Source organism: Nocardia sp. IBHARD005 (genome assembly GCF_052814245.1).
Genome location: NZ_CP199935.1, coordinates 2,218,911 through 2,241,343 on the forward strand (window position 1 = coordinate 2,218,911; position 22,433 = coordinate 2,241,343).

Here is a 22,433-nt window from a genome sequence, read left to right on the forward strand (position 1 = left end):
CATTTGTCGTTGCGCCGGATTTACCGAACGTTATGTCCAGGTGACAATTGACCTCACAAGTCAAAATTTCGACGGTGAGGAGACGGCCCGAATATCGCCCCTGATCAGGGCGTATTCCTGGCCACAGGCGCGCTACGGCGCGCGGACAGGGGTGACCGGACTCACCCCGGCCACCGACCGCGTTTCAACCCAATTTGTAGCCGCGGTGCAGTGCCACCACACCGCCGGTGAGATCACGCCACTGCACCGAGTCCCAGCCGGCGTCCGCGATCCGGCGGGCCAGCCTGCGCTGGTTCGGCCAGGCGCGGATCGACTCGGCCAGGTACACGTACGCATCCGGGTTGGAACTCACGGCACGTGCCACCCTGGGCAGCGCCTTCATCAGGTACTCCATGTACACGGTGCGGAACGGCCCGAACACCGGCGTGGAGAACTCGCAGACCACGACCCGTCCGCCCGGTTTGGTCACCCGCAGCATCTCGCGCAGTGCCAGATCGATATCGGCGACATTGCGCAGCCCGAACGAGATGGTCACCGCGTCGAACGAATCGTCGGCGAACGGCAGTGCCATCGCATCGCCCGCCACCATCGGCACCTGCCGGAACCGGCCCGCCGCGAGCATGCCCTGGGAGAAGTCGGTGGCCACGCACCAGGCGCCGGACTTGCCGAGCTCCACCGTCGAGACGCCGGTACCGGCGGCCAGATCGAGGACCCGTTCGCCGGGACGCAGCCCGAGTGCACGTCGCGTCGCCCACCGCCAGTACCGATCCTGGCCACCGGAGATGACCGTATTGGTGAGGTCGTAGCGCTTCGCCACACCGTCGAACATCGACGCGACCTCGTGGGGTTGCTTGTCCAGCGAAGCCCGAATCGGTTCTCGCTGCTCTGTTGTCGCCACGAACCGAGCTTAGAGTTTTTTCGCCGCGATAGCGCGGGTGGGTTTCACCACTCAGGCCGTACGCGGCAATCGCTCGCGCATTCCGGTGACGTCGGCGTAGTGGCCCATCAGTTCGGTGCAGACCGCGGGCCAGGTGCGGTGCAGCACCGACTTGCGCGCCGCTGCGGCGAACAACCCGCGCTGCCCCGCATCACGCAGGGCCGACACCGCGCTCGGCAGCAGTTCCGCGAACCGGTCGACCGGCAGCAGGTACCCGTTGCGGCAGTGGGAGATCAGGTCCCGTGGCCCACCTGCGTCGGGCCCGATCACCGGCACACCCGAGGACAGCGCTTCCTGCACGCCCTGGCAGAACGTCTCGTGCTCGCCGGGATGCACCATCACGTCCAGGCTGGCGTAATGCGTTGCCAACTCGCTGCCACCCAGCTCGCCGGTGAACACCGCGTCCGGCATCAACCTGCGCAGCCGGGCCCGTTCCGGTCCGTCGCCCACCACGACGAGCTGGATCGACGGGTCACCGGCCAGCGCGGCCAACCGCTCCACGTGCTTCTCCGGTGCGAGCCTGCCCACGAAGCCGACGACGAGCCGGTCATCGGACCCCAGCCAGCTCGCCCGCAACTCGGCACTGCGCGCGGCCGGGTTGAACCTGGCGATATCCACGCCTCGGCCCCAGCGACGCACTCGCGGGATCCCGTGCTCGGCGAGGTCGTGCGCGGCCGCCGACGACGGCGCCAGCGTGCGGGTAGCGCCCTCGTGGATCCGGCGCGTCCATGCCCACGCGGCCCGTGCGGCCAGCCCGAGCCCATAGCTCTTGGCGAACCCGGCCACATCGGTCTGGTACACCGCAATGGTCGGCAGATCCAGCCGCGTCGCCGCGGCGAGCCCGCCGGCGCCGAGCAGGAACGGCGAGGCCAGGTGCACCACATCGGGATCGAAATCGGCGATGGCGGCGGTGATTCCCGGTTGCGGCAGACCCACCGGCAGCGAACTCACCTTCGGCACCATCATCGCGGGCACCCGGTGCACCGGGAACCGGCCGTGAAAACGTGGTGCAGGCGGGGCGCCGCGCAGGGAATCGGGCGCCACGATCATCGCGTCGTGTCCGTGCTGGTCCAGGTGGTCCAACACCCGCAGCACGGAGTTGACGACGCCGTTCATGTTCGGCAGGAAAGACTCCGAGACGATGGCTACGCGCACTCTCTCAGAGTGACCGCCACAGCGCGCGACACCCCCACGTCAACGTGAAGCCGGGACGAACAGCAAACGAAGTTACAGCTCGTGTCGCTCGCGGCGCACGATCCACAGCACCGGCAGGGCGAGCGCCCAGGAACCGTCAGTGCACGAATCGGTGTCAGTGGTGGATGCGTCGGCGGTCACTTCGCGCGAACCATATCGCCGGTAGAGCAACGGCCCAGGCTACGAAGATCACCGACGCCGCGGGGATGATCGCCACCCGCGAGTCGCGGCCTGCCACCCGGACCAGGTCGGGATCGCGCGTGCTGTATTCCACGTTGATCCGCTGACCAGCGGTGAGGTTCGTCGGATACAGGATGCCGACCTTCGGATTGTGGGTCACGCTGTCGGGCGTCACATAGGTCACCGCCGAGCGCAACCGGCCCGCGGAGAGCACCTCACCGGAGGTCACACCGCGATGCCGCTCGATTTCGAAATCGTTGCGCCAGGCCGCGAGCACCAGCAACACCATCAGCACGCTGATCACGGTCGCCGCACCGACCACCCACGCTCGAACCCGTCGCAGGCGCTTGTCCCGCCGCTCCGACAGGCTGGTTTCCGACACCCGCCACACAGTACCGGCTGTAATCCCGGCGGCTGGTGCTCCCTCCGGGCACTCCTTCGTCGCACCCTCCGGTCAGTCCAGATCGAGGCGGCCGAGAACCGCGGACTGCCGCAGCCGGGCAGAGCGAATTCGCCTAGCATTCCCGGCATGTCCCGCAAATTCAGCTTCACCGTGCCCTATACCGTCCCGGTCGAAGAGCTTCACCGGGCACTTGTCGACGACGCGGTCTGGCAGGAGCGTTTCGCCGCCGCCGAGACCGCGACCATCGAACTCTCCCATCCCGACGGCCCCGGCTCGATTACCATTCATATGACCGAAACCCCAGGTAAAGACAAGGTTCCTGCCCTCGTGCGCAAGGTACTCAAGAGCGATCTCGTGTTGGTGCGCACCGATAACTGGCAGCCACTGCAGGGCGAGATCGCCAAGGGCAGTTTCACCGGCAACACCAGCGGCATCACCACCGAGATGTCGGGCACCTACGAACTTCGCCCCACCGCCGAAGGCAGTGAAATCGAGGTCGTCGGCACCGTGCAGGTGAAGGTTCCCCTGGTCGGCGGCGCCATCGAGCCGCTGGCCGAGCAGCTGCATCAGCGCGTCCTCAACAGCGAACGCAAGTTCATCGAAAACTGGTTCGCCAAGCTCTGAGCCGCGGCGACGGGTGCCGCTCCACCGAGCGGCACCCTCGCGTCAGCCGCGAGTCTCGACCAGGACCAGCCAGTTGCCCGAGTTGTCGCGAATGATCGCCTCGGTGCCGTACGGGCGTTCGGACGGCGGCTGGATGAACTCGACCCCCTTCGCTGTGAGTTCTTCGTAGCTCTTCTGGCAGTCGGCGGTGCGCAGCCCGAGTGCGCCGTGGGTGCCGTCGGCCAGTGCCCGGCGGATCGCGTCGGCGAGGTCGTCGGTGAGCGGCGGCCCCGGCACCATGAGCGTCACCTCGAGCTCGCGATGATCGGGGTGCGCGATGCTGACCCAGCGGAACCCGTTGTCGCCCATGGTCACATCCGCGGTCTCGACGAAACCCAGCTTGTCGATGTACCACTGTTTGGCGGCATCCTGATCGGTGACGTACACGGTGACCAGGGAAACGTTCGTAATCGTTGTCATGGTTCGAGGCTATTGCCGCGCGGTGTCATCCGGCTTCTCCGAAATTGCGGTGTCGCGGCGGACGCGATCGGAGAGCCCGTGCATGAAGACATAACAGCCCGGAATGTGCGGTGCCCCGTCGGCGAACTTGGACTGATACTCGCTCGGCGTCACCCCGACGAGCTGACGGAACTTGGCGCTGAACGAGCCGAGGCTCGAATAGCCGACCAGCATGCACACCTCGGTGACAGTCAGGTTGGTCGACCGCAGCAGATCCTGCGCCCGCTCGATCCGCCGCTCGGCCAGATACACCGCCGGTGTGCGGCCGTACACGGCCGCGAACGCGCGCAGGAAGTGGTACTTGGAAACACCTGCGGTGCGGGCGAGTTCGTCGAGGTCGAGCGGGTCGGCGTAATTCCGGTCGACCAGGTCACGGGCTTTGCGCAGATGCGGCAGCAGGGCCAGCACCGGACGACGTCCTGTCGCGCTCACCGCAACCCCTTCCTACCATTCCTGTGGTGGGTGGTTGCCCGAGCACCGCCAGCACATGGGTAACTCCCCAGCCATAGCAAACTCAGCCCCCACACTATCCGCAGGCCGCCGACGCGCCCCGGCCCCGAACCTGAGTCCGGCTATAAGTCACGGAGAGGCGGGGAGGAGAAGGGCGGGAGTTCGTCGGCGCGGAGCGAGGCTCGTCCCGCCGCACGCCAGGCGCGGGCGGTGAGGTCGAGGTCCTCGTCGGTCACCAGATTGCCCATCACCCGAACCGCCGTGCGCTGCAGATACTTCGAGCGCATCACCGGCGGGCCACCGAGCGGGACCATTCTCGGCTGGGTGGCCAGACCCGCGAGCCTGCGAGCCACCGAGAAGGTGCGTCCGTAGTGGTCACGCAGCAGCTGGGGCCACGCCCGGCTCAGATCGGGCTCGTCGAGCAGGTCCGCGAGCATGTGCCCGCCTTCGAGGCCGTAGTCGATGCCTTCGCCGTTGAGGGGGTTCACGCAGCCCGCGGCGTCACCGACCAGCACCCAGTTCGGGCCCGCCACATTCGAGACCGCGCCGCCCATGGGCAGCAGCGCCGAGGCCACCGCGCGCAGTTCGCCCTCGAGCTCCCATTCCTCGCGGCGCAGCCGGGTGTAGTGCTCGAGCAGCGGTTTGAGCGCGATGTGCGAGGGCCGCGCCTCGGTGGCCAGCGAGCCGACGCCGATATTCACCTCGCCGTTGCCGAGCGGGAAGATCCACCCGTAGCCGGGCACCAGCTCGTCGGCGGCGTTGCGTAGCTCCAGGTGCGAGGAGATCCACTGGTCGTCGCTACGGCCGGACTTGATGTAGGCGCGGGCCGCGGTGCCGTAGGCGTACTGGCGATGCCAGGTGCGGCCCAGCTGTTTTCCGATGGGGGAGCGCACCCCGTCGGCCACCACCAGCACCCGGCAGCGCACCGTATGGGTGTTCTCGCCGATGCGCACCGTCACCCCGGTGACCAGTTCGCCTTCGCGCAGCACCTCGGTGACCTTGGCGCCGTCGACCATCCGCGCACCGGACTTGATCGCGGTCTCGCGCAGCTTGTCGTCGAGTTCGGTTCGTGGAACGGCACTTCCGTACGTCGGGAACGACCCGCCCGGCCACGGCAGCAATGCCTCTTTGCCGAAGCCCGCCATCCGCAGGCCGTGATTCACCGTGTGCGCGCGCAACCATTCGCCGAGACCCAGCTGCTCCAGCTCGGCGGTGGCGCGCGGCGTGAGCCCGTCACCGCAGGTCTTGTCGCGCGGGAAAACCGCCGAATCGAGCAGCAGCACATCGCGTCCGGCGCGCGCGGCCCACGCCGCCGACGCCGAACCGGCGGGCCCTGCCCCAACCACCAATACCTCGACGGCGGCAGGCAGCGGAGCACGGTCGGCGGGGGTGAGATCCGGTGAACCCATGGCTCAATACTGGCACTGTCGGCCGCTGTGCGAGAGTGTCGGGTACACCGGGAATTGTCACTGTGTGACGGGGTTCATCGGCCATAGTGCCGGAACACGCTAGGTTGCTACCCGTCGGGGTCGGACGCATCGCTGGGAGAAGATAATGAGCACATCGGCTGTGAGCGACGAAAGCACCGTGGTTGCCGGGGTGGATCTCGTCGATCCCGAACTCGCCGTCACCGTGCGCGACGGCTTGGCCGCGGTCGAGAAACTGCTCGTCGACGAACTCTCCGACGGTGCGGAATTCCTCCAGGAGGCGGCTCTGCACCTGGCCAGGGCGGGCGGCAAGCGGTTCCGGCCGCTGTTCACCGTGCTCACCGGTCAGCTCGGCCCCAACCCCACCGATCCGGCGCTGGTCACCGCGGGCACGGTCGTGGAACTGGTGCACCTCGCCACGCTCTATCACGACGACGTCATGGACGAGGCGACCCAGCGTCGCGGTGCCGAGAGCGTCAACTCGCGCTGGGGCAACAACATCGCGATCCTGGCAGGCGACTACCTGTTCGCCCACGCCTCGCGCCTGACCTCCACCCTCGGACCCGACGCGGTCCGCATCATCGCCGAGACCTTCGCCGAACTGGTCACCGGCCAGATGCGGGAAACGATGGGCGCCAAGCAGACCCAGGACCCCGTCGAGCACTACCTGCGCGTGGTGTGGGAGAAGACCGGTTCGCTCATCGCCGCCGCGGGCCGCTTCGGTGGCACCTTCTCCGGTGCGGGCCTGGAGCACGTCGAACGCCTGGCCCGTCTCGGCGACGCCGTCGGCACCGCCTTCCAGATCTCCGACGACATCATCGACATCTCGTCCTCGGCCGAGCAGTCCGGCAAGACGCCGGGCACCGACCTGCGCGAAGGCGTGCACACCCTGCCGGTGCTCTACGCCCTGCGCGAGACCGGCGCCGACGGCGACCGCCTGCGTACCCTGCTGGCCAACCCGCTGGAAACCGATGCCGAGGTCGACGAGGCACTGGAACTGCTGCGCCGCTCACCCGGCATGGCGCTGGCCAAGGAAAAGCTCGCCGAATACGCCGACCTCGCCGACACCGAACTCGCCGCCCTCCCCGCCGGTCCCGCCAACGACGCCCTCGCCCGGCTGGTCCGCTACACCATCGAACGCGTGGGCTGAGCCGGAAAGATCGACGGGTCCACCGGCCGGAACTTTCCGGCCGCGATTCGCGTTGCTCATTCATGCCCAATGGGATCAAAACCCTCGGTTTGATGGTTGGCATGTCGGCGCTGATCGTCGCCATCGGGGCGATGTTCGGCAGCCCGACGATCCTCATCATCTCGATCGTGCTGGCCGTCGGCATGAACGCCTACGCGTACTTCAACAGCGACAAGCTGGCGTTGAAGGCGATGCACGCGCAACCGGTGAGCGAACTGGAAGCGCCGGTCATGTACCGGATCGTGCGCGAGCTCGCCACGGCGGCGCGTCAGCCGATGCCTCGGCTCTATATCAGTCCGACCAGTGCCCCCAACGCGTTCGCGACCGGCCGCAATCCGCGTCATGCCGCGGTCTGCTGTACCAGCGGCATCCTGCAACTGCTCGATGAACGGGAGCTGCGGGCGGTGCTCGGCCACGAGCTGTCCCACGTCTACAACCGCGACATCCTGATCTCGTCGGTGGCGGGCGCGATGGCCTCGATCATCACCGGCTTGGCGAACATGGCGTTCTTCGCGAGCTCGTTCGGCAGCAGAGACGGAAACGGCCCGAACATCATCGGTGTGCTGCTGGTCTCGTTGCTCGGCCCGATCGCGGCGGGCCTGATCAAGATGGCGGTCTCCCGATCGCGGGAGTTCCAGGCCGATCAGTCCGGCGCCGAACTCACCGGTGACCCGCTGGCCCTGGCCTCGGCCCTGCGCAAGATCGAACGCGGCGTACAGGCGGCCCCACTTCCGCCGGACCCCAAGATCACCAGCGAATCCCATCTGATGATCGCCAACCCGTTCCGCACGGGCGACCGAGTCGCCCGCTGGTACTCCACCCACCCCCCGATGGACGAACGCATCAAGCGCTTGGAGGAGATGGCGGGCGGTAGTCACCCGCACTGATCACCGTGGGTTTTCGGCCGCCTCGGATCCGAGGGGCGAGACGGAACGCCGAAGGCGCAGTATCGCCCCTCGGATTCGAGGCAATCAGGGCCGAAAACCCCGCGGCACCAGCCGCTATCGATAATTGACGAACTGCAGGGCGATGCCGAAATCCTCGCCCTTGAGCAGCGAGATCACTTCCTGCAGATCATCACGCTTCTTGCTGCTGACCCGCAGCTCCTCACCCTGGATCTGCGCCTTCACACCCTTGGGGCCTTCGTCGCGGATCTTCTTCGAGATCTTCTTAGCCTTCTCGGTGTCGATGCCCTGCACCAGCGTGCCGGTGATCTTGAACACCTTGCCCGAGGGCTGCGCCTCGCCGGCGTCGAACGCCTTCAGCGAGATATCGCGGCGGATCAGCTTCTCCTTGAAGACGTCGAGTGCCGCCTGCACCCGCTCCTCGGCGTTGGCGGTGAGCACGATGGCTTCCTCGCCCGACCACGCGATGGACGCATCGGTGCCCTTGAAGTCGTAGCGCGAGTTCAGCTCCTTCTCCGCCTGATGCAGAGCGTTGTCGACCTCCTGACGATCGACCTTGCTCACGACGTCGAATGACGAATCAGCCACACTGCGCTCCTGTCCTGTGAAGGTCCGGCGAACTCCGGGGCCGGGGTTCTACCGGCCACCCGAGACAGTTGTACCCGCATGGGGGGACAACCGGTGCTCGCAGGGGGTCTGTGCAGGCGTTTTGATAGTCCGGGTGAGTACGTTGTAAGCTGCTCAGCGCACCGGAAACGGCGCACACGGCAGATTGCCCGAGCGGCCAATGGGAGCGGACTGTAAATCCGTCGGCTTATGCCTACGTAGGTTCGAATCCTACATCTGCCACCTCGAACCCCGTCGATCATGAAGATCGGCGGGGTTCTTTGCTTTCTGGGGTACGGTCGGCGAGGAGCTGGCTCGAACGGCGGCCGATCCCGGGGTTGCAGACGTGCAAAAACATGCGCTGACCATGCGATTTGGTAGTGCATGGTGAAGGTGTGTAATCTCGTTCAGGACGCCGGAGCACGGGGTCACGCTGACCGGCCTGCCGGTTCAGACTCTGTGCCACGTTGTCATGCCCCCTTAGCTCAGTCGGTAGAGCGTTTCCATGGTAAGGAAAAGGTCAACGGTTCGATTCCGTTAGGGGGCTCGCCGGATTGCCGGTGGTGAGCGGCTAACCGCGGCATCATCGGGATATTAGTCCGCCGTGGCGGTGTAGCTCAGTTGGTAGAGCAAACGACTCATAATCGTTGTGTCGCCGGTTCAAGTCCGGCCATCGCTACCAATTTCAACTCAGCCCAGACCGGAAAGAAGGCAAATCGTGGCCGCGAAGTCCACCGATGTCCGGCCAAAGATCACCTTGGCCTGCGACGAGTGCAAGCACCGCAACTACATCACGAAGAAGAACCGGCGTAACGACCCGGATCGCCTCGAGCTGAAGAAGTTCTGCCCGAACTGCGGAACTCACCGGGCGCACCGCGAGTCGCGCTAGTTTTCAACAGCATCTGCCGAAGGCCGGACGAGAGTCCGGCCTTTGTGCTTTTCCCGCCGAAGATCACGCGAAGTTCGGGGCCGATACAGTACCCGGGCGCGTCACGTTTTATACCGGTCGACTTCGGTGCTGTCTGACAAGTGAGTAAGGTCCACGTTGTGACAGTGAACACCGGAACTCACGAAGCGGTCTCTGCCGCAGCCGCTGAATCATTCGATCCCGCCGCCCATGCGGCGTCGATGGTCGGCCACCACTACCGCGTCGACGACTACTACGAGGTCGGCCGCGAGAAGGTGCGCGAATACGCCCGCGCGGTGCAGGACTACCACCCGGTGCACTGGGAAGAAGACATCGCGCGCGAGTACGGCCACCAGGGCCTGGTCGCCCCGCTCACCTTCATCTCCCTGGTCGGCATCCTCGCCCAGCGCAAACTGTTCGAACAGATCGTGACCGGCTACGACCTGAGTCAGATCATGCAGACCGACCAGATCCTGGAATTCCACCGACCGATCCGGGTCGGCGACCAGTTGACCTGTGATGTGTATCTGCATTCTTTCCGCCAGGCCTTCGGTGGCGACATCATCGTGACCAAGAACATCGTCACCGCCCAGGACGAACTGGTGCTCACCACCTACACCACCTTGATCGGCCGCAGCGGCGGCGATATCGATCCGCTGATGTCGGACGCGGTACGCAACGTGCTCATGCACGGACTCGGCGAGGAAGAGCCCGACCACCACGCGCCGTCCGAACTCTCCGTCGGGATCGCCCCCGACCCGATCACCAAACAGCCCGAACCGACGGTCAGCGCGCATGCCCTGTCCTTCGACAGCGTGTCGGTCGGCGACGAGCTGCCCGCGCGTGTGGCGCGACTCACCCGCGGCGATCTGGTCAACTACGCGGGCGTGTCCGGCGACGCGAACCCGATCCACTGGAGCGACGAGGTCGTGAAGCTGGTCGGCCTGGACAACGTGGTGGCGCACGGCATGCTCACGATGGGTCTTGGCGGCGGTTTCGTCACCTCGTGGCTGGGCGATCCCGGTGCGGTGAAGGAATACAACGTCCGCTTCACCAGCCCGGTCTACGTCGGTTCCGCCGTTCCGGCCGAGGTCGAATACACCGGCAAGGTGAAATCGGTCGATCCGCTGACCCGCACCGCTGTTATCGCCATCACGGCGAAGTCCGCGGGCAAAAAGATCTTCGGCCGCGCCACGGCAACCGTTGCGCTGTCCTGACCTGGTCGAGTGTCCCGGATTGGCGATAACCGCGCGCGGTAACGTATAGTCGGGGCTCTGGGGTCACGAGATGCTGCGCGCTGATCTTCCCGAGGGGTTAGCTCCTCATGGAAGCGGCGCGCGTGTTGTGTGACACTGGGGATAACCGAATATCGAATGTGGTTGGGCACTACAGCTCAGGCTGGTCCAACCGAAGGGGCGTAGCTCAATTGGCAGAGCAGCGGTCTCCAAAACCGCAGGTTGCAGGTTCAAGTCCTGTCGCCCCTGCCCTTAATGCCAGCGACGAGAGAGGATCGACGTGAGCGAGCGAAGCGAGCGAGCCAGCAGGCCAGCGCGCTTCGCGCACGGCGTGTCCGAGCGAAGCGAGGAGACGACGTGAGCGACGAGCGGGATACTCGCGGCGAAGACGGCGAGGACACCGCCGCTGCCACTCGACCGAGTGGCAAGCGGTCTGCTCGTCGTGTGCGCGCGTCGGACGCTCCGGCAGACACCGGATCGGTGGCCACGCTCGATCGGTCATCGGCCTCGCACAAGGCAGACAAGACTGCCGGTAAGGCAAAGACGGGCAACCCGTTCAAGCGGCTGCTCAAGTTCCTGCGAGAGGTCATCGCGGAACTGCGCAAGGTGATCTGGCCCAACCGGAAGCAGATGGTCACCTATACGGCCGTCGTTCTGGTGTTCGTGGTCTTCATGGTCGCGTTCATCGCCGGGATCGACGTAGCGTTCGTCAAGGGTGTCGACTGGCTGTTCGGCTGATCGCCGACACCCACGCCGGTAGCCGATCGCGGGTCGGAACGGCGGAGTGTGCCTCCGCGCACCCGACCCGGCCCAGAGGATGTACGTGACGACACAGGAAGCGAGTGCCTCAGTGAGCACCCCGGAGAACGAAACCAACGACGAGTTCCCGGTTGACGACGCTGTCGCGGCGGAAACCGCCACCGACGAGGTCGAGGCCGCCGAGCTCACCGATGCCGACGAAGCCGCTGCCGACGAGGTTGTCGCCGACGAAGCCGTGATCGAAGAAGTCGCCACCGAAGAAGACCCCGAGGCCGACCCGATCGAGTCGATGAAGACCAAGCTGCGCCGCGTGCCCGGCGACTGGTACGTCGTGCACTCCTACGCCGGCTACGAGAACAAGGTCAAGACCAACCTCGAGACCCGCGTGCAGAACCTAGGCCTCGAGGACTACATCTTCCAGGTCGAGGTGCCGACCGAAGAGGTCACCGAGATCAAGAACGGCCAGAAGAAGAACGTCAACCGCAAGGTGCTGCCGGGCTACATCCTGGTCCGGATGGAACTGAACAACGAGTCGTGGGGCGCGGTCCGTAACACCCCCGGCGTCACCGGTTTCGTCGGTATGACCGGCGGTGGCCCCGGCGCCAAGCCGACCCCGCTGACCATCAACGAGGTCGTGAAGTTCCTGGTTCCGGCCGGTGCGCAGGCGCAGAAGAAGGCCGCCGCTGCCGCCGCCGGTGGTTCCGATGCCGGTAGCTCGGCTTCGGGCAAGCCCACCATCGAGGTCGACTTCGAGGTCGGCGAGTCGGTCACTGTCATGGACGGCCCGTTCGCGACGCTGCCCGCCTCGATCTCCGAAGTCAACGCCGAGCAGCAGAAGCTCAAGGTGCTCGTGTCGATCTTCGGTCGTGAGACCCCGGTCGAGCTGAACTTCACCCAGGTCTCCAAGATCTAAGATTTCCACACTCGCGTCAACGGCACCGCTCACCGGCGGTGCCGTTGGTGTTTGCGCTGGTCGCCACCCAATTGCTGGGTCGTGTGGCTGGTCCGGTAGAGTGTGATGGTTCGTGTTCTGACTTCCCCGCAGTACTTGTCGGGGCCTAGTCGTGCGCGGATACGAGGCTTACGGCAACCGTAAGGAACCGAACCCCAGAAAGCCAAGGAAGAAAGATGCCCCCCAAGAAGAAGAAGCTCGCCGGGATCATCAAGCTGCAGATCCAGGCCGGCGCAGCCAACCCGGCACCGCCGGTCGGCCCCGCGCTCGGTCAGCACGGCGTCAACATCATGGAGTTCTGCAAGGCGTACAACGCCGCGACCGAGTCGCAGCGTGGCAACGTCATTCCGGTCGAGATCTCGGTGTACGAGGACCGGACGTTCGACTTCAAGCTGAAGACCCCGCCTGCCGCTCGTCTGCTGCTCAAGGCCGCCGGTGTGCAGAAGGGCTCCGCTGAGCCGCACAAGACCAAGGTCGCCAAGATCACCATGGACCAGGTCCGGGAGATCGCCAAGACCAAGGCCGAGGATCTCAACGCCACTGATCTCGATCAGGCCGCGAAGATCATCGCCGGTACCGCGCGTTCGATGGGTATCACCGTCGAAGGCTGAGTGTCAGCGCCGGAGGCGGCAGCGCAGCGTAACCACGCAGGCGTAACGAAGCCTTCGATCAGACACTGCAGGCTGAGCGAATCTCGCTCCATGTGGGAGGGCCGGCCAGGCCCGACAACCACATCTGAACTCGAAACTCTAAGGACAGAAAATCATGGCAAAACGAAGCAAGGCGTACCTCGCCGCTGCTGAGAAGGTCGATCGCGACGCGCTGTACTCCCCGCTGGCCGCCGCGCGCCTGGCGAAGGAGACCGCGACCACCAAGACCGACGCGACCGTCGAGGTCGCCGTCCGTCTCGGCGTGGATCCCCGCAAGGCCGACCAGATGGTCCGTGGCACCGTCAACCTGCCGCACGGCACCGGTAAGACTGCCCGCGTCATCGTGTTCGCCGCGGGCGAGAAGGCTTCCGAGGCCGAGGCCGCCGGCGCCGACGCCGTGGGCGCCGAGGACCTGATCGAGCGGATCCAGGGCGGCTGGCTCGACTTCGACGCCGCGATCGCCACCCCGGATCAGATGGCCAAGGTCGGCCGCATCGCGCGTGTCCTGGGCCCGCGTGGTCTGATGCCGAACCCGAAGACGGGCACCGTCACCAACGATGTGACCAAGGCCGTCAACGAGATCAAGGGCGGCAAGATCAACTTCCGCGTCGACAAGCAGGCCAACCTGCACTTCGTCATCGGCAAGGCGTCCTTCGACGACGCCAAGCTGGTGGAGAACTACGGCGCCGCGCTGGACGAGATCCTGCGTGTGAAGCCGTCGACCGCCAAGGGTCGCTACGTCAAGAAGATCACGGTTTCGACGAACACCGGACCGGGCATCCCGGTGGACCCGAACCGCACCCGCAACCTCCTCGACGAGGATGCGTGAGCTTCGGCTGACCGCTAGCTCCTAGAGCAACCGCGAGGGTGGGAACGCAATGCGTTCCCACCCTCGCGGCGTTGCTGGGGTATCCGTTCGGTTAGTCCGGGTCGGTGCTCTCGGGCTTGGCGCGCCAGCCGAGCAGCACCGATTCGCCCTCCTGCGGTTTCCACGGCAGCAAGAGCGCGACGATCACCGCGCATACCAGCACCGCGCCGGTCGCGACCAATGAAGCGGTGTGGGCACCCTGCAGGGTCGCGGATTTCATCGTGACGATCAGGTTCTCGCGCTGAGTCTCGAGGAACGGGGTGAGTTCGCGTTTGCGTAGCTCGAGGACGCTGAGCGGGCTGGCCTTGACCAGGCTCTTCTCGTTGTCGTTCATGATGGTCAGTGGGATGGCGTCGACCCGGTCGGCGATGCGGCTGGTGTAGTACGAGGCGACGATCGAGCCGAGTACCGCCACACCGAGGGTGCCGCCGATCTCGCGGGTGGTGTCGTTGACAGCCGAGCCCGCACCCGCCTCGTTCAGCGGGAGCGAGGACATGATCGATTCGGTGGCTGGTCCCTGCACGATGCCGAGGCCGAGTGCCATCGACACCATCGCAGGCAGCACGCCGATGAGGTAGGTGCTGTCCACGGTGACCTGTCCACCCAGGTAGAGCCCGAGGCCGGTGAGTAGCAGGCCGATCACCAGTACCGCGGTCGTGCCGAATCGCTGGGCGAGCAGGGTGGCCACCGGTGCGCCGATCGCCACCGAGAAGGCGAACGGCAGTGAGGCGATACCGAATTCGAGCGGGGAGTATTCGCGGACACCCTGGAAGTACTGGGTGATCAGGAACAAGAATCCGAACATCGAAAAGTAGGCGATCGCGATCGCGAGGGCGGGCAACGAGAATCGGCGATTGCGGAACAGTCGCATATCGAGAATCGGTGCGGCAGTGCGCAATTCCCAGGTGACGAAAGCCGCGAGTAGGGCGACGCCCAAGGTCGCGCTGCACAGGGTGGTGAGCGAGAGCCACCCGTTGTGCGGTGCTTCGATGATCGACCACACCACCAGCGTGATGCCCGCGATCGAGAGTCCGATGCCGACGAGGTCGAGTTTGCCGACCTTGTCGGCACGCGATTCGGGCACCCAGAGCAGCGTGGCGATCAACGCGACCACCGCTACCGGCACATTGATCCAGAACACCGAATGCCAGCTGAAGTGTTCGAGCAGCCAGCCGCCCGAGATCGGGCCGATGGCGATCGCGAAACCGGCCATCGCGGTCCAGGCGGCGATGGCCAGCGCGCGTTCGCGCCGGTCGGTGAAGATGTTGATGATCAGGGCGAGGGTGGCGGGAAAGACCGCGGCTGCGAAGACGCCCATCGCGGCCCTCGCGACGATGACCTGCGTCATCGTCTCGGCGAGTGCGCCGCCGACCGACATCGCCGCGACGCCGACGAGGCCGATGGTCATGATCCTGCGTCGGCCGTAGCGGTCGCCGAGGTTGCCCGCGGCCAGCAACAGGCCCGCGAAGGTGAGGGTATAGGCGTCGACGACCCACTGCAGGCCGGAGACGCCGGTCCGTAGCTGGACGCCGATGGAGGGGAGGGCGACGTTGACGATGGTGTTGTCGAGCACCACCAGCAATTCGGCCAGACAGATGACGGCGAGCGCGAGAAACCGCTGCGAACGCCGGTCCAGCAGCACTGGTGGAGCGACTATGGAAGTTGCCATAGTTATGAAGTGAACCAGATTACTGTCACCGTTCGTAACACCTTCTTTGTAGGATCACTGACACATCGCGGTGCCGAGGTGGCCTGAGTCACAACAAATTCGGCGGAATCGGACCTGCGGACCCCCGTTTTGGCAGATGGGGGTAGGTGCGGGTACAGTGGTCAACGGTCATGCGGGATGTGCATACATCCGGCGAAGACCACACCCATTCGTTCTACCGAAGACCGTTGGTCGTTGATGCCGAATTTCACGGTGTCGATCGAAGGTCCGGCGACATTGCCGGCGACCCACGCAGGGAGAGCTGAGGCCGAAGTTATTTTGCGCCCCGGTACGCCTTGCGTCCGGGGCGTTCGTTTTGTCGCCGGCCCCTGATTCGGTAGTGCACCAACGAAACCGACATCAGAGAGGAGGCGAAGTATGGCGAAACCTGAAAAGGTCACCGCTGTCGCGGAGATCGCGGAGCAGTTCAAGAACTCCACGGCCACTGTTGTCACGGAATATCGTGGCCTGTCGGTCGGCAAGCTCACCGAGCTGCGTCGTGCGCTCGGCGCCGACGCCACGTACTCCGTCGCCAAGAACACCCTGGTCAAGATCGCTGCCGCGGAAGCGGGCGTCGAGGGCCTGGACGACTTGTTCGTCGGACCGACCGCCATCACCTTCATTTCGGGTGAGCCCGTCCTGGCCGCGAAGGCCCTCAAGACCTTCGCCAAGGACAACAAGGCACTCGTCATCAAGGGTGGCTACATGGACGGCGCTGCGCTGTCCGTGGCCGAGGTCGAGAAGATCGCCGACCTGGAAACCCGTGAGGTCCTGCTGGCCAAGCTGGCCGGCGCGATGAAGGGCAACCTGTCGAAGGCAGCCGGTCTGTTCAACGCTCCCGCAGGTCAGGTGGCCCGTCTGGCCGCCGCGCTGCAGGAGAAGAAGCAGGCTGCCGAAGGCGCTGCTGCCGAGTAATACCCCCTGCGGCGCGAGCTCAGGGCCCGGAGGCGCAAGCCTGCGTAACCACGTAGGGCCCGTGAGTGCCGCCGATAGACACAGCTCGGGTATTACGCCCGCGCGCAAAGACATTCACCACCGAAAGGAACAATCATGGCCAAGCTGTCCACTGAAGAGCTGCTCGACGTTTTCTCGGAGATGACCCTCCTGGAGCTGTCCTCCTTCGTGAAGGCGTTCGAGGACAAGTTCGAGGTCACTGCTGCTGCCCCCGTCGCCGTTGCCGCCGTCGGTGGCGCTGCCCCGGCCGAGGCCGCTGAGGAGCAGGACGAGTTCGACGTCATCCTCGAGGGTGCAGGCGACAAGAAGATCCAGGTCATCAAGGTGGTCCGTGAGATCGTCTCGGGCCTGGGCCTGAAGGAAGCCAAGGACCTGGTCGAGGGTGCCCCGAAGCCGATCCTGGAGAAGGTCGCCAAGGATGCCGCCGAGGCCGCCAAGGCGAAGCTCGAAGAGGCCGGCGCCAAGGTGTCCGTCAAGTAATTCGCACACCTGTGCTGCTGTGAACGGGCGGTCCTTGCCGGGCCGCCCGTTTGCTATTTGTCCGGACATGCGAAAGTGATCCGGGTCGTAGAAACCGCGTCAGGTTACTCTTCAGTCATGTAGGGGTGTGCCCCGTCTCACTGATGGGTTACAGTGACCGGACCCACACCAGTGGTGGCGCACCGCCGTGATGTGAGCGCGCGGGAACGCGGGTGGGTGCTCGCAGGGATCAATGGAGGTAGCAGTGGGCGTCGAGGTCAGGACCGAGGGTGTAACCAAATCCTTCGGTTCACAGCGAATTTGGCAGGACGTGTCGATCACGCTCCCTTCGGGTGAGGTCAGTGCGTTGCTCGGCCCTTCGGGTACGGGTAAGTCGGTGTTCCTGAAGTCGCTCATCGGTCTGCTGCGACCCGAGCGTGGGTCCATCTTCATCGATGGCACCGACATCATGACCTGCTCCAACAAGGAGCTTTACGAGATCCGCAAACTGTTCGGCGTCCTTTTCCAGGACGGCGCGCTGTTCGGCTCGATGAATTTGTACGACAACATCGCTTTCCCGCTTCGTGAGCACACGAAGAAGACGGAATCCGAGATCCGTCGCGTTGTAATGGAGAAGCTCGAGCTGACCGGTCTGCTCGGCGCCGAGGGCAAGCTGCCCGGCGAGATCTCCGGCGGTATGCGCAAGCGCGCCGGTCTGGCCCGTGCGCTGGTTCTCGACCCGCAGATCATCCTCGTCGACGAGCCCGACTCGGGCCTGGACCCGGTGCGTACCTCGTACCTGGCGCAGCTGCTGCTCAACATCAACGCGCAGATCGACGCCACGATCCTGATCGTGACGCACAACATCAACCTGGCCCGTACCGTGCCGGACAACATCGGCATGCTCTTCCGCCGCAACCTGGTGATGTTCGGTCCCCGTGAGGTGCTGCTCACCAGCGAGGAGCCGGTGGTCAAGCAGTTCCTCAACGGCCGCATGATCGGCCCGATCGGTATGTCGGAGGAGAAGGACGAGGCGCAGATGGCACGCGAGCAGGCACTCGCCGATGCCGGTCACCACCACGGTGGCGCCGAGGAGATCGAAGGCATCATCCCGCAGATGAAGGCCGAGCCCGGCATGCCCGCCCGTCAGGCCGTGTTCCGCCGCCAGGCGCGCGTGCGCGAGATCATCCACACCCTGCCGCACGCGGCGCAGGTGGCGATCCGCGAGTCGCTGGATTCCTCCGATGACACTCAGGTGATGGCGGCCTACGGTGGCAACGATCAGCCCACCGAAACGTTCAAGACGGTTCCGCACGGCCAGATCAACGGCTGAGCGACTTTCACGCCTCGGATGAGCCCCGGCCTACGGCCGGGGCTCTTCTGCGTGACAGGGCGGAAAACAGTTGCTGACCGGCCGTCGGCCAGCTGGCGCGCACGGCGTGTCGCGAGTAAAATGACCGCGGCGCCGGGTGGGGGATCCCCAGCGCGCCAGGCGATCTCGCCTCGCGAACAGACCTGCGCGCGCCACTTGACGAGGGGCCCGCAAACCGTCACCCTATTCACAGCAGCGTGAGCTGTTGAGGGGCATCAGCGCCAGCGAGAATTCGGCCCAGCACCAGCTGACAGGGGTCGGCGCCAGTTGAATAGAGGGCTCAGCGCCAAGTGAGCAGTCGGCTCGGGGGAGCCGGCAGCGGGGCGCGCAGCGGTGCAGGAACCCGACGCAGCCAGCGTTCAGGGCTTCGGCGCGTTATCCCGTGCGTGCGGTCACACGGATGGTATGTTGACACTCCCTTGTCTAGGGGTGTAAGTTTGGACGTTGCGCTGGCTGCCTCCTGTCCACACCTTGATTCGCACTCGAAAGTTCCACCCTTCCGGTGTTACTTCCGCTGCTGCTTGTTCTGGTTTCGTTCGGGCTGTAACCAGCGGAATTCGTAGCAGACAAGCGACGGTCGCGGACCACCACGCGACGCGCGTGAGGTGCTGGAAGGACGCATCTTGGCAGTCTCCACCCAGACCAAGGCTGGTATCCCCGGAGCCCCGTTGAGGGTTTCGTTCGCGAAGATCCGAGAGCCCTTGGAGGTGCCCGGACTTCTCGACCTACAAACGGACTCGTTCGCCTGGTTGGTCGGTACACCCGACTGGCGCGAGAAGGCAGCCGCTCGCGGCGACGTCGGTCTCGCAGGCGGCCTCGAGGAGGTGCTCGAGGAGCTCTCGCCGATCGAGGACTTCTCCGGGTCCATGTCCCTGTCGTTCTCTGACCCGCGCTTCGAAGAGGTCAAGGCCTCCATCGATGAGTGCAAAGAGAAGGACATGACCTACGCGGCGCCGTTGTTCGTCACCGCGGAGTTCATCAACAACAACACCGGCGAGATCAAGAGTCAGACGGTGTTCATGGGTGATTTCCCCATGATGACCGACAAGGGCACCTTCATCATCAACGGCACCGAGCGTGTCGTCGTCTCGCAGCTGGTCCGTTCCCCGGGCGTCTACTTCGATCACAACATCGACAAGACCACCGAGAAGGACCTGCACAGCGTGCGCGTGATCCCGTCGCGCGGCGCGTGGCTGGAGTTCGACGTCGACAAGCGCGACACCGTCGGTGTCCGTATCGACCGCAAGCGCCGTCAGCCGGTCACCGTGCTGCTCAAGGCGCTGGGCTGGACGACCGAGGAGATCGTCGAGCGTTTCGGCTTCTCCGAGATCATGATGTCCACCCTGGAGAAGGACAGCACGCCCGGCCAGGACGAGGCGCTGCTCGACATCTACCGCAAGCTGCGTCCGGGCGAGCCGCCGACCAAGGAGTCCGCGCAGACTCTGCTGGAGAACCTGTTCTTCAAGGAGAAGCGCTACGACCTGGCCCGCGTCGGTCGTTACAAGATCAACAAGAAGCTCGGCATCCACGTGCACGAGCCGGTGACCTCCTCGGTTCTCACCAAGGAAGACATCGTCGACACCATCGAGTACCTGGTGCGCCTGCACGCCGGTGACCGCATGATGACCGCCCCCGGCGGTGAAGAGGTCCCCGTCGAGATCGACGACATCGACCACTTCGGTAACCGTCGTCTGCGCACCGTCGGTGAGCTCATCCAGAACCAGATCCGCGTGGGCCTGTCCCGCATGGAGCGCGTGGTTCGTGAGCGGATGACGACTCAGGACGTCGAGGCGATCACGCCGCAGACCCTGATCAACATCCGTCCGGTGGTCGCGGCGATCAAGGAGTTCTTCGGAACCTCCCAGCTGTCGCAGTTCATGGACCAGAACAACCCGCTGTCGGGTCTGACCCACAAGCGCCGCCTGTCGGCACTTGGCCCGGGTGGTCTGTCCCGTGAGCGCGCCGGTCTGGAAGTTCGTGACGTCCACCCGTCGCACTACGGCCGCATGTGCCCGATCGAGACCCCGGAAGGCCCGAACATCGGCCTGATCGGTTCGCTGTCGGTGTACGCGCGGGTCAACCCGTTCGGCTTCATCGAGACGCCGTACCAGAAGGTTGTCGACGGCAAGGTCACCGACGAGGTCAAGTACCTGACCGCCGACGAGGAAGACCGCTACGTTCGCGCGCAGGCCAACTCCCCGGTCGACGCCGAAGGCCGCTTCCTCGAGGAGAAGGTCCTGGTCCGCCGTGCGGGCGAAGAGGTCGAGTTCGTGACGCCGGCGCAGGTCGACTACATGGACATCTCGCCGCGCCAGATGGTGTCGGTCGCGACGGCCATGATCCCGTTCCTCGAGCACGACGACGCCAACCGTGCCCTCATGGGTGCGAACATGCAGCGTCAGGCCGTGCCGCTGATCCGTTCCGAGTCCCCGATCGTGGGTACCGGCATGGAGCTGCGCGCAGCCGTCGACGCCGGTGACGTCGTCGTGAACGAGAAGCCCGGTGTGGTCGAAGAGGTCTCGGCCGATTACGTCACCGTGATGGCCGACGACGGCAGCCGCAAGTCCTACCGGATGCGCAAGTTCAACCGGTCGAACCAGGGCACCTGCTCGAACCAGCGTCCGATCGTGGACGAGGGCGATCGGGTGGAGAAGGGGCAGGTCCTCGCGGACGGCCCCTGCACCGAGAACGGTGAGATGGCGCTGGGCAAGAACTTGCTCGTCGCGATCATGCCGTGGGAAGGCCACAACTACGAGGACGCGATCATCCTGTCGCAGCGCCTCGTGGAAGAGGACGTTCTCACCTCGATCCACATCGAAGAGCACGAGATCGATGCCCGCGACACCAAGCTCGGTGCCGAGGAGATCACCCGGGATATCCCGAACGTCTCCGATGAGGTCCTCGCCGACCTCGACGAGCGCGGCATCATCCGCATCGGTGCCGAGGTTCGCGACGGCGACATCCTGGTCGGCAAGGTCACGCCCAAGGGCGAGACCGAGCTCACCCCGGAAGAGCGGCTGCTGCGTGCCATCTTCGGTGAGAAGGCGCGCGAAGTGCGCGACACCTCACTGAAGGTGCCCCACGGTGAGTCCGGCAAGGTCATCGGCATTCGCGTGTTCTCGCGCGAAGACGACGACGATCTGCCTCCCGGTGTGAACGAGCTGGTCCGCGTCTACGTGGCCCAGAAGCGCAAGATCCAGGACGGCGACAAGCTCGCCGGTCGCCACGGCAACAAGGGCGTCATCGGCAAGATCCTCCCCATCGAGGACATGCCGTTCATGCCCGACGGCACACCGGTCGACATCATCCTGAACACCCACGGTGTGCCCCGTCGTATGAACATCGGCCAGATCCTGGAAACCCATCTCGGGTGGATCGGTAAGGCCGGCTGGAACATCGACGTGGCCACCGACGGCACGCGTCCCGAGTGGGCGGCCACGCTGCCCGAGGAGATGCTGGCCGCGCCCGCCGACTCGAACATCGCCACGCCCGTCTTCGACGGTGCCAAGGATGACGAGCTGACCGGTCTGCTCGCGTCGACGCTGCCCAACCGTGACGGCGAGCGCATGGTCGACGAGAACGGCAAGTCGACCCTGTTCGACGGTCGCTCCGGCGAGCCGTTCCCGTACCCGGTGGCAGTCGGTTACATGTACATCCTGAAGCTGCACCACCTGGTCGACGACAAGATCCACGCCCGTTCGACCGGTCCGTACTCGATGATCACCCAGCAGCCGCTGGGTGGTAAGGCGCAGTTCGGTGGTCAGCGATTCGGTGAGATGGAGTGCTGGGCCATGCAGGCCTACGGCGCGGCGTACACGCTGCAGGAACTCCTGACCATCAAGTCCGATGACGTGGTCGGCCGCGTGAAGGTCTACGAGGCGATCGTCAAGGGCGAGAACATTCCGGAGCCGGGCATTCCGGAGTCGTTCAAGGTGCTCCTCAAGGAACTCCAGTCGCTGTGCCTCAACGTCGAGGTGCTGTCTTCGGACGGCGCCGCGATCGAGATGGGCGGCGGCGAGGACGAGGATCTGGAGCGCGCGGCCGCGAACCTGGGCATCAACCTGTCCAGGAACGAAGCCGCCACCATCGACGATCTGGCGAACTAGGTGGTAAGCGGTGCGGTCGCTGTGGAAGCGATCGCACCGCGCACCGCGCT

General features: G+C 65.2%; 21 protein-coding genes and 4 tRNA genes. 17 read left to right on the forward strand and 8 right to left on the reverse strand.

Annotation, left to right across the window (positions count from 1 at the left end):
• Positions 1-184: 184 nt before the first annotated feature.
• The 3 genes from ACTWPB_RS10545 to ACTWPB_RS10555 form a co-directional block, all read right to left on the reverse strand.
• Positions 185-898, reverse strand: coding sequence for a demethylmenaquinone methyltransferase (locus ACTWPB_RS10545; RefSeq protein WP_378913225.1), 714 nt, complete (start codon positions 896-898; stop codon positions 185-187).
• Between the two features lie 51 nt (positions 899-949).
• Positions 950-2,092 carry a glycosyltransferase family 4 protein gene (locus ACTWPB_RS10550; protein WP_446225484.1) on the reverse strand — a complete coding sequence of 381 codons (1,143 nt, stop codon included), beginning with the start codon at positions 2,090-2,092 and terminating at the stop codon, positions 950-952.
• A 154-nt stretch (positions 2,093-2,246) separates the two neighbouring features.
• The gene (locus tag ACTWPB_RS10555) at positions 2,247-2,693 is read right to left on the reverse strand and encodes a DUF3592 domain-containing protein (protein WP_446225485.1); all 447 of its coding nucleotides are present in this window, start codon (positions 2,691-2,693) and stop codon (positions 2,247-2,249) included.
• A 147-nt stretch (positions 2,694-2,840) separates the two neighbouring features.
• Here ACTWPB_RS10555 and ACTWPB_RS10560 point away from each other — a divergent pair, with 147 nt between their 5' ends.
• Positions 2,841-3,338: a DUF2505 domain-containing protein gene (locus ACTWPB_RS10560; RefSeq protein WP_446225486.1), complete on the forward strand. Its 498-nt coding sequence runs from the start codon at positions 2,841-2,843 to the stop codon at positions 3,336-3,338.
• A gap of 42 nt (positions 3,339-3,380) precedes the next feature.
• Here the strand turns inward: ACTWPB_RS10560 and ACTWPB_RS10565 are convergent, their stop codons facing one another.
• The 3 genes from ACTWPB_RS10565 to ACTWPB_RS10575 form a co-directional block, all read right to left on the reverse strand.
• A complete protein-coding gene (locus tag ACTWPB_RS10565) occupies positions 3,381-3,797 on the reverse strand; it encodes a VOC family protein (protein WP_446225487.1) in 417 nt (138 codons plus the stop codon).
• Positions 3,798-3,806: 9 nt separating this feature from the next.
• On the reverse strand, positions 3,807-4,268 hold the full coding sequence (locus tag ACTWPB_RS10570) for a helix-turn-helix domain-containing protein (RefSeq protein WP_446225488.1): 462 nt from the start codon (positions 4,266-4,268) through the stop codon (positions 3,807-3,809).
• A 140-nt stretch (positions 4,269-4,408) separates the two neighbouring features.
• On the reverse strand, positions 4,409-5,695 hold the full coding sequence (locus tag ACTWPB_RS10575) for a geranylgeranyl reductase family protein (RefSeq protein ID WP_446225489.1): 1,287 nt from the start codon (positions 5,693-5,695) through the stop codon (positions 4,409-4,411).
• Positions 5,696-5,840: 145 nt separating this feature from the next.
• Here ACTWPB_RS10575 and ACTWPB_RS10580 point away from each other — a divergent pair, with 145 nt between their 5' ends.
• Together ACTWPB_RS10580 and htpX are read left to right on the forward strand one after the other, a co-directional pair.
• Positions 5,841-6,863 carry a polyprenyl synthetase family protein gene (locus ACTWPB_RS10580; protein ID WP_446225490.1) on the forward strand — a complete coding sequence of 341 codons (1,023 nt, stop codon included), beginning with the start codon at positions 5,841-5,843 and terminating at the stop codon, positions 6,861-6,863.
• Positions 6,864-6,925: 62 nt separating this feature from the next.
• Positions 6,926-7,789 (forward strand): zinc metalloprotease HtpX, encoded by an 864-nt coding sequence (htpX, locus tag ACTWPB_RS10585; protein WP_446225491.1) that lies wholly within the window; start codon positions 6,926-6,928, stop codon positions 7,787-7,789.
• A gap of 114 nt (positions 7,790-7,903) precedes the next feature.
• Here htpX and ACTWPB_RS10590 read toward each other — a convergent pair whose 3' ends face one another.
• A complete protein-coding gene (locus tag ACTWPB_RS10590; protein WP_056814350.1) occupies positions 7,904-8,395 on the reverse strand; it encodes a YajQ family cyclic di-GMP-binding protein in 492 nt (163 codons plus the stop codon).
• Between the two features lie 178 nt (positions 8,396-8,573).
• On the opposite strand from ACTWPB_RS10590, the gene ACTWPB_RS10595 reads away from it, so the two are divergent.
• From ACTWPB_RS10595 to rplA, 10 genes are all read left to right on the forward strand, one after another.
• Positions 8,574-8,656, forward strand: a tRNA-Tyr gene (locus tag ACTWPB_RS10595).
• 231 nt (positions 8,657-8,887) lie between these two features.
• A tRNA-Thr gene (locus ACTWPB_RS10600) sits at positions 8,888-8,960 on the forward strand.
• A 59-nt stretch (positions 8,961-9,019) separates the two neighbouring features.
• Positions 9,020-9,095 (forward strand) — tRNA-Met (locus tag ACTWPB_RS10605).
• Positions 9,096-9,131: 36 nt separating this feature from the next.
• Positions 9,132-9,302 (forward strand): 50S ribosomal protein L33, encoded by a 171-nt coding sequence (gene rpmG / locus ACTWPB_RS10610; protein WP_056814348.1) that lies wholly within the window; start codon positions 9,132-9,134, stop codon positions 9,300-9,302.
• 164 nt (positions 9,303-9,466) lie between these two features.
• The gene (locus ACTWPB_RS10615) at positions 9,467-10,537 is read left to right on the forward strand and encodes a fused (3R)-hydroxyacyl-ACP dehydratase subunits HadA/HadB (RefSeq protein WP_446226296.1); all 1,071 of its coding nucleotides are present in this window, start codon (positions 9,467-9,469) and stop codon (positions 10,535-10,537) included.
• 194 nt (positions 10,538-10,731) lie between these two features.
• Positions 10,732-10,804, forward strand: a tRNA-Trp gene (locus tag ACTWPB_RS10620).
• A gap of 108 nt (positions 10,805-10,912) precedes the next feature.
• Complete coding sequence (secE, locus tag ACTWPB_RS10625; RefSeq protein WP_446225492.1) at positions 10,913-11,293, forward strand: preprotein translocase subunit SecE; 381 nt, start codon at positions 10,913-10,915, stop codon at positions 11,291-11,293.
• A gap of 112 nt (positions 11,294-11,405) precedes the next feature.
• Positions 11,406-12,227, forward strand: a complete 822-nt coding sequence (nusG, locus tag ACTWPB_RS10630) for a transcription termination/antitermination protein NusG (protein WP_446225493.1) — start codon at positions 11,406-11,408, stop codon at positions 12,225-12,227.
• 215 nt (positions 12,228-12,442) lie between these two features.
• Complete coding sequence (rplK, locus tag ACTWPB_RS10635) at positions 12,443-12,877, forward strand: 50S ribosomal protein L11 (RefSeq protein ID WP_446225494.1); 435 nt, start codon at positions 12,443-12,445, stop codon at positions 12,875-12,877.
• A 154-nt stretch (positions 12,878-13,031) separates the two neighbouring features.
• A complete protein-coding gene (gene rplA / locus ACTWPB_RS10640; RefSeq protein WP_266293661.1) occupies positions 13,032-13,745 on the forward strand; it encodes a 50S ribosomal protein L1 in 714 nt (237 codons plus the stop codon).
• A 91-nt stretch (positions 13,746-13,836) separates the two neighbouring features.
• On the opposite strand, the gene ACTWPB_RS10645 is transcribed toward rplA, so the two are convergent.
• Positions 13,837-15,453, reverse strand: coding sequence for an MFS transporter (locus ACTWPB_RS10645; protein WP_446225495.1), 1,617 nt, complete (start codon positions 15,451-15,453; stop codon positions 13,837-13,839).
• Between the two features lie 417 nt (positions 15,454-15,870).
• Between ACTWPB_RS10645 and rplJ the strand changes: the two genes are divergently transcribed.
• From rplJ to rpoB, 4 genes are all read left to right on the forward strand, one after another.
• Entirely contained in the window at positions 15,871-16,407 is a 537-nt protein-coding gene (gene rplJ / locus ACTWPB_RS10650; RefSeq protein ID WP_446225496.1) for a 50S ribosomal protein L10, read from the forward strand.
• A 135-nt stretch (positions 16,408-16,542) separates the two neighbouring features.
• Complete coding sequence (gene rplL / locus ACTWPB_RS10655) at positions 16,543-16,926, forward strand: 50S ribosomal protein L7/L12 (protein ID WP_378901895.1); 384 nt, start codon at positions 16,543-16,545, stop codon at positions 16,924-16,926.
• A gap of 232 nt (positions 16,927-17,158) precedes the next feature.
• The gene (locus ACTWPB_RS10660; protein WP_446225497.1) at positions 17,159-18,238 is read left to right on the forward strand and encodes an ABC transporter ATP-binding protein; all 1,080 of its coding nucleotides are present in this window, start codon (positions 17,159-17,161) and stop codon (positions 18,236-18,238) included.
• Between the two features lie 644 nt (positions 18,239-18,882).
• On the forward strand, positions 18,883-22,383 hold the full coding sequence (gene rpoB / locus ACTWPB_RS10665) for a DNA-directed RNA polymerase subunit beta (protein ID WP_446225498.1): 3,501 nt from the start codon (positions 18,883-18,885) through the stop codon (positions 22,381-22,383).
• The last annotated feature ends 50 nt before the right edge of the window (positions 22,384-22,433 follow it).

Excerpts from the sequence above, each read along its gene's own strand:
- ACTWPB_RS10560 (WP_446225486.1), top strand. The coding sequence starts at position 2,841 with ATGTCCCGCAAATTCAGCTTCACCGTGCCCTATACCGTCCCGGTCGAA.
- ACTWPB_RS10565 (WP_446225487.1), bottom strand. The coding sequence starts at position 3,797 with ATGACAACGATTACGAACGTTTCCCTGGTCACCGTGTACGTCACCGAT.
- ACTWPB_RS10575 (WP_446225489.1), bottom strand. The coding sequence starts at position 5,695 with ATGGGTTCACCGGATCTCACCCCCGCCGACCGTGCTCCGCTGCCTGCC.
- ACTWPB_RS10580 (WP_446225490.1), top strand. The coding sequence starts at position 5,841 with ATGAGCACATCGGCTGTGAGCGACGAAAGCACCGTGGTTGCCGGGGTG.
- htpX (WP_446225491.1), top strand. The coding sequence starts at position 6,926 with ATGCCCAATGGGATCAAAACCCTCGGTTTGATGGTTGGCATGTCGGCG.
- rplK (WP_446225494.1), top strand. The coding sequence starts at position 12,443 with ATGCCCCCCAAGAAGAAGAAGCTCGCCGGGATCATCAAGCTGCAGATC.
- rplA (WP_266293661.1), top strand. The coding sequence starts at position 13,032 with ATGGCAAAACGAAGCAAGGCGTACCTCGCCGCTGCTGAGAAGGTCGAT.
- ACTWPB_RS10645 (WP_446225495.1), bottom strand. The coding sequence starts at position 15,453 with ATGGCAACTTCCATAGTCGCTCCACCAGTGCTGCTGGACCGGCGTTCG.
- rplJ (WP_446225496.1), top strand. The coding sequence starts at position 15,871 with ATGGCGAAACCTGAAAAGGTCACCGCTGTCGCGGAGATCGCGGAGCAG.
- rplL (WP_378901895.1), top strand. The coding sequence starts at position 16,543 with ATGGCCAAGCTGTCCACTGAAGAGCTGCTCGACGTTTTCTCGGAGATG.
- ACTWPB_RS10660 (WP_446225497.1), top strand. The coding sequence starts at position 17,159 with ATGGAGGTAGCAGTGGGCGTCGAGGTCAGGACCGAGGGTGTAACCAAA.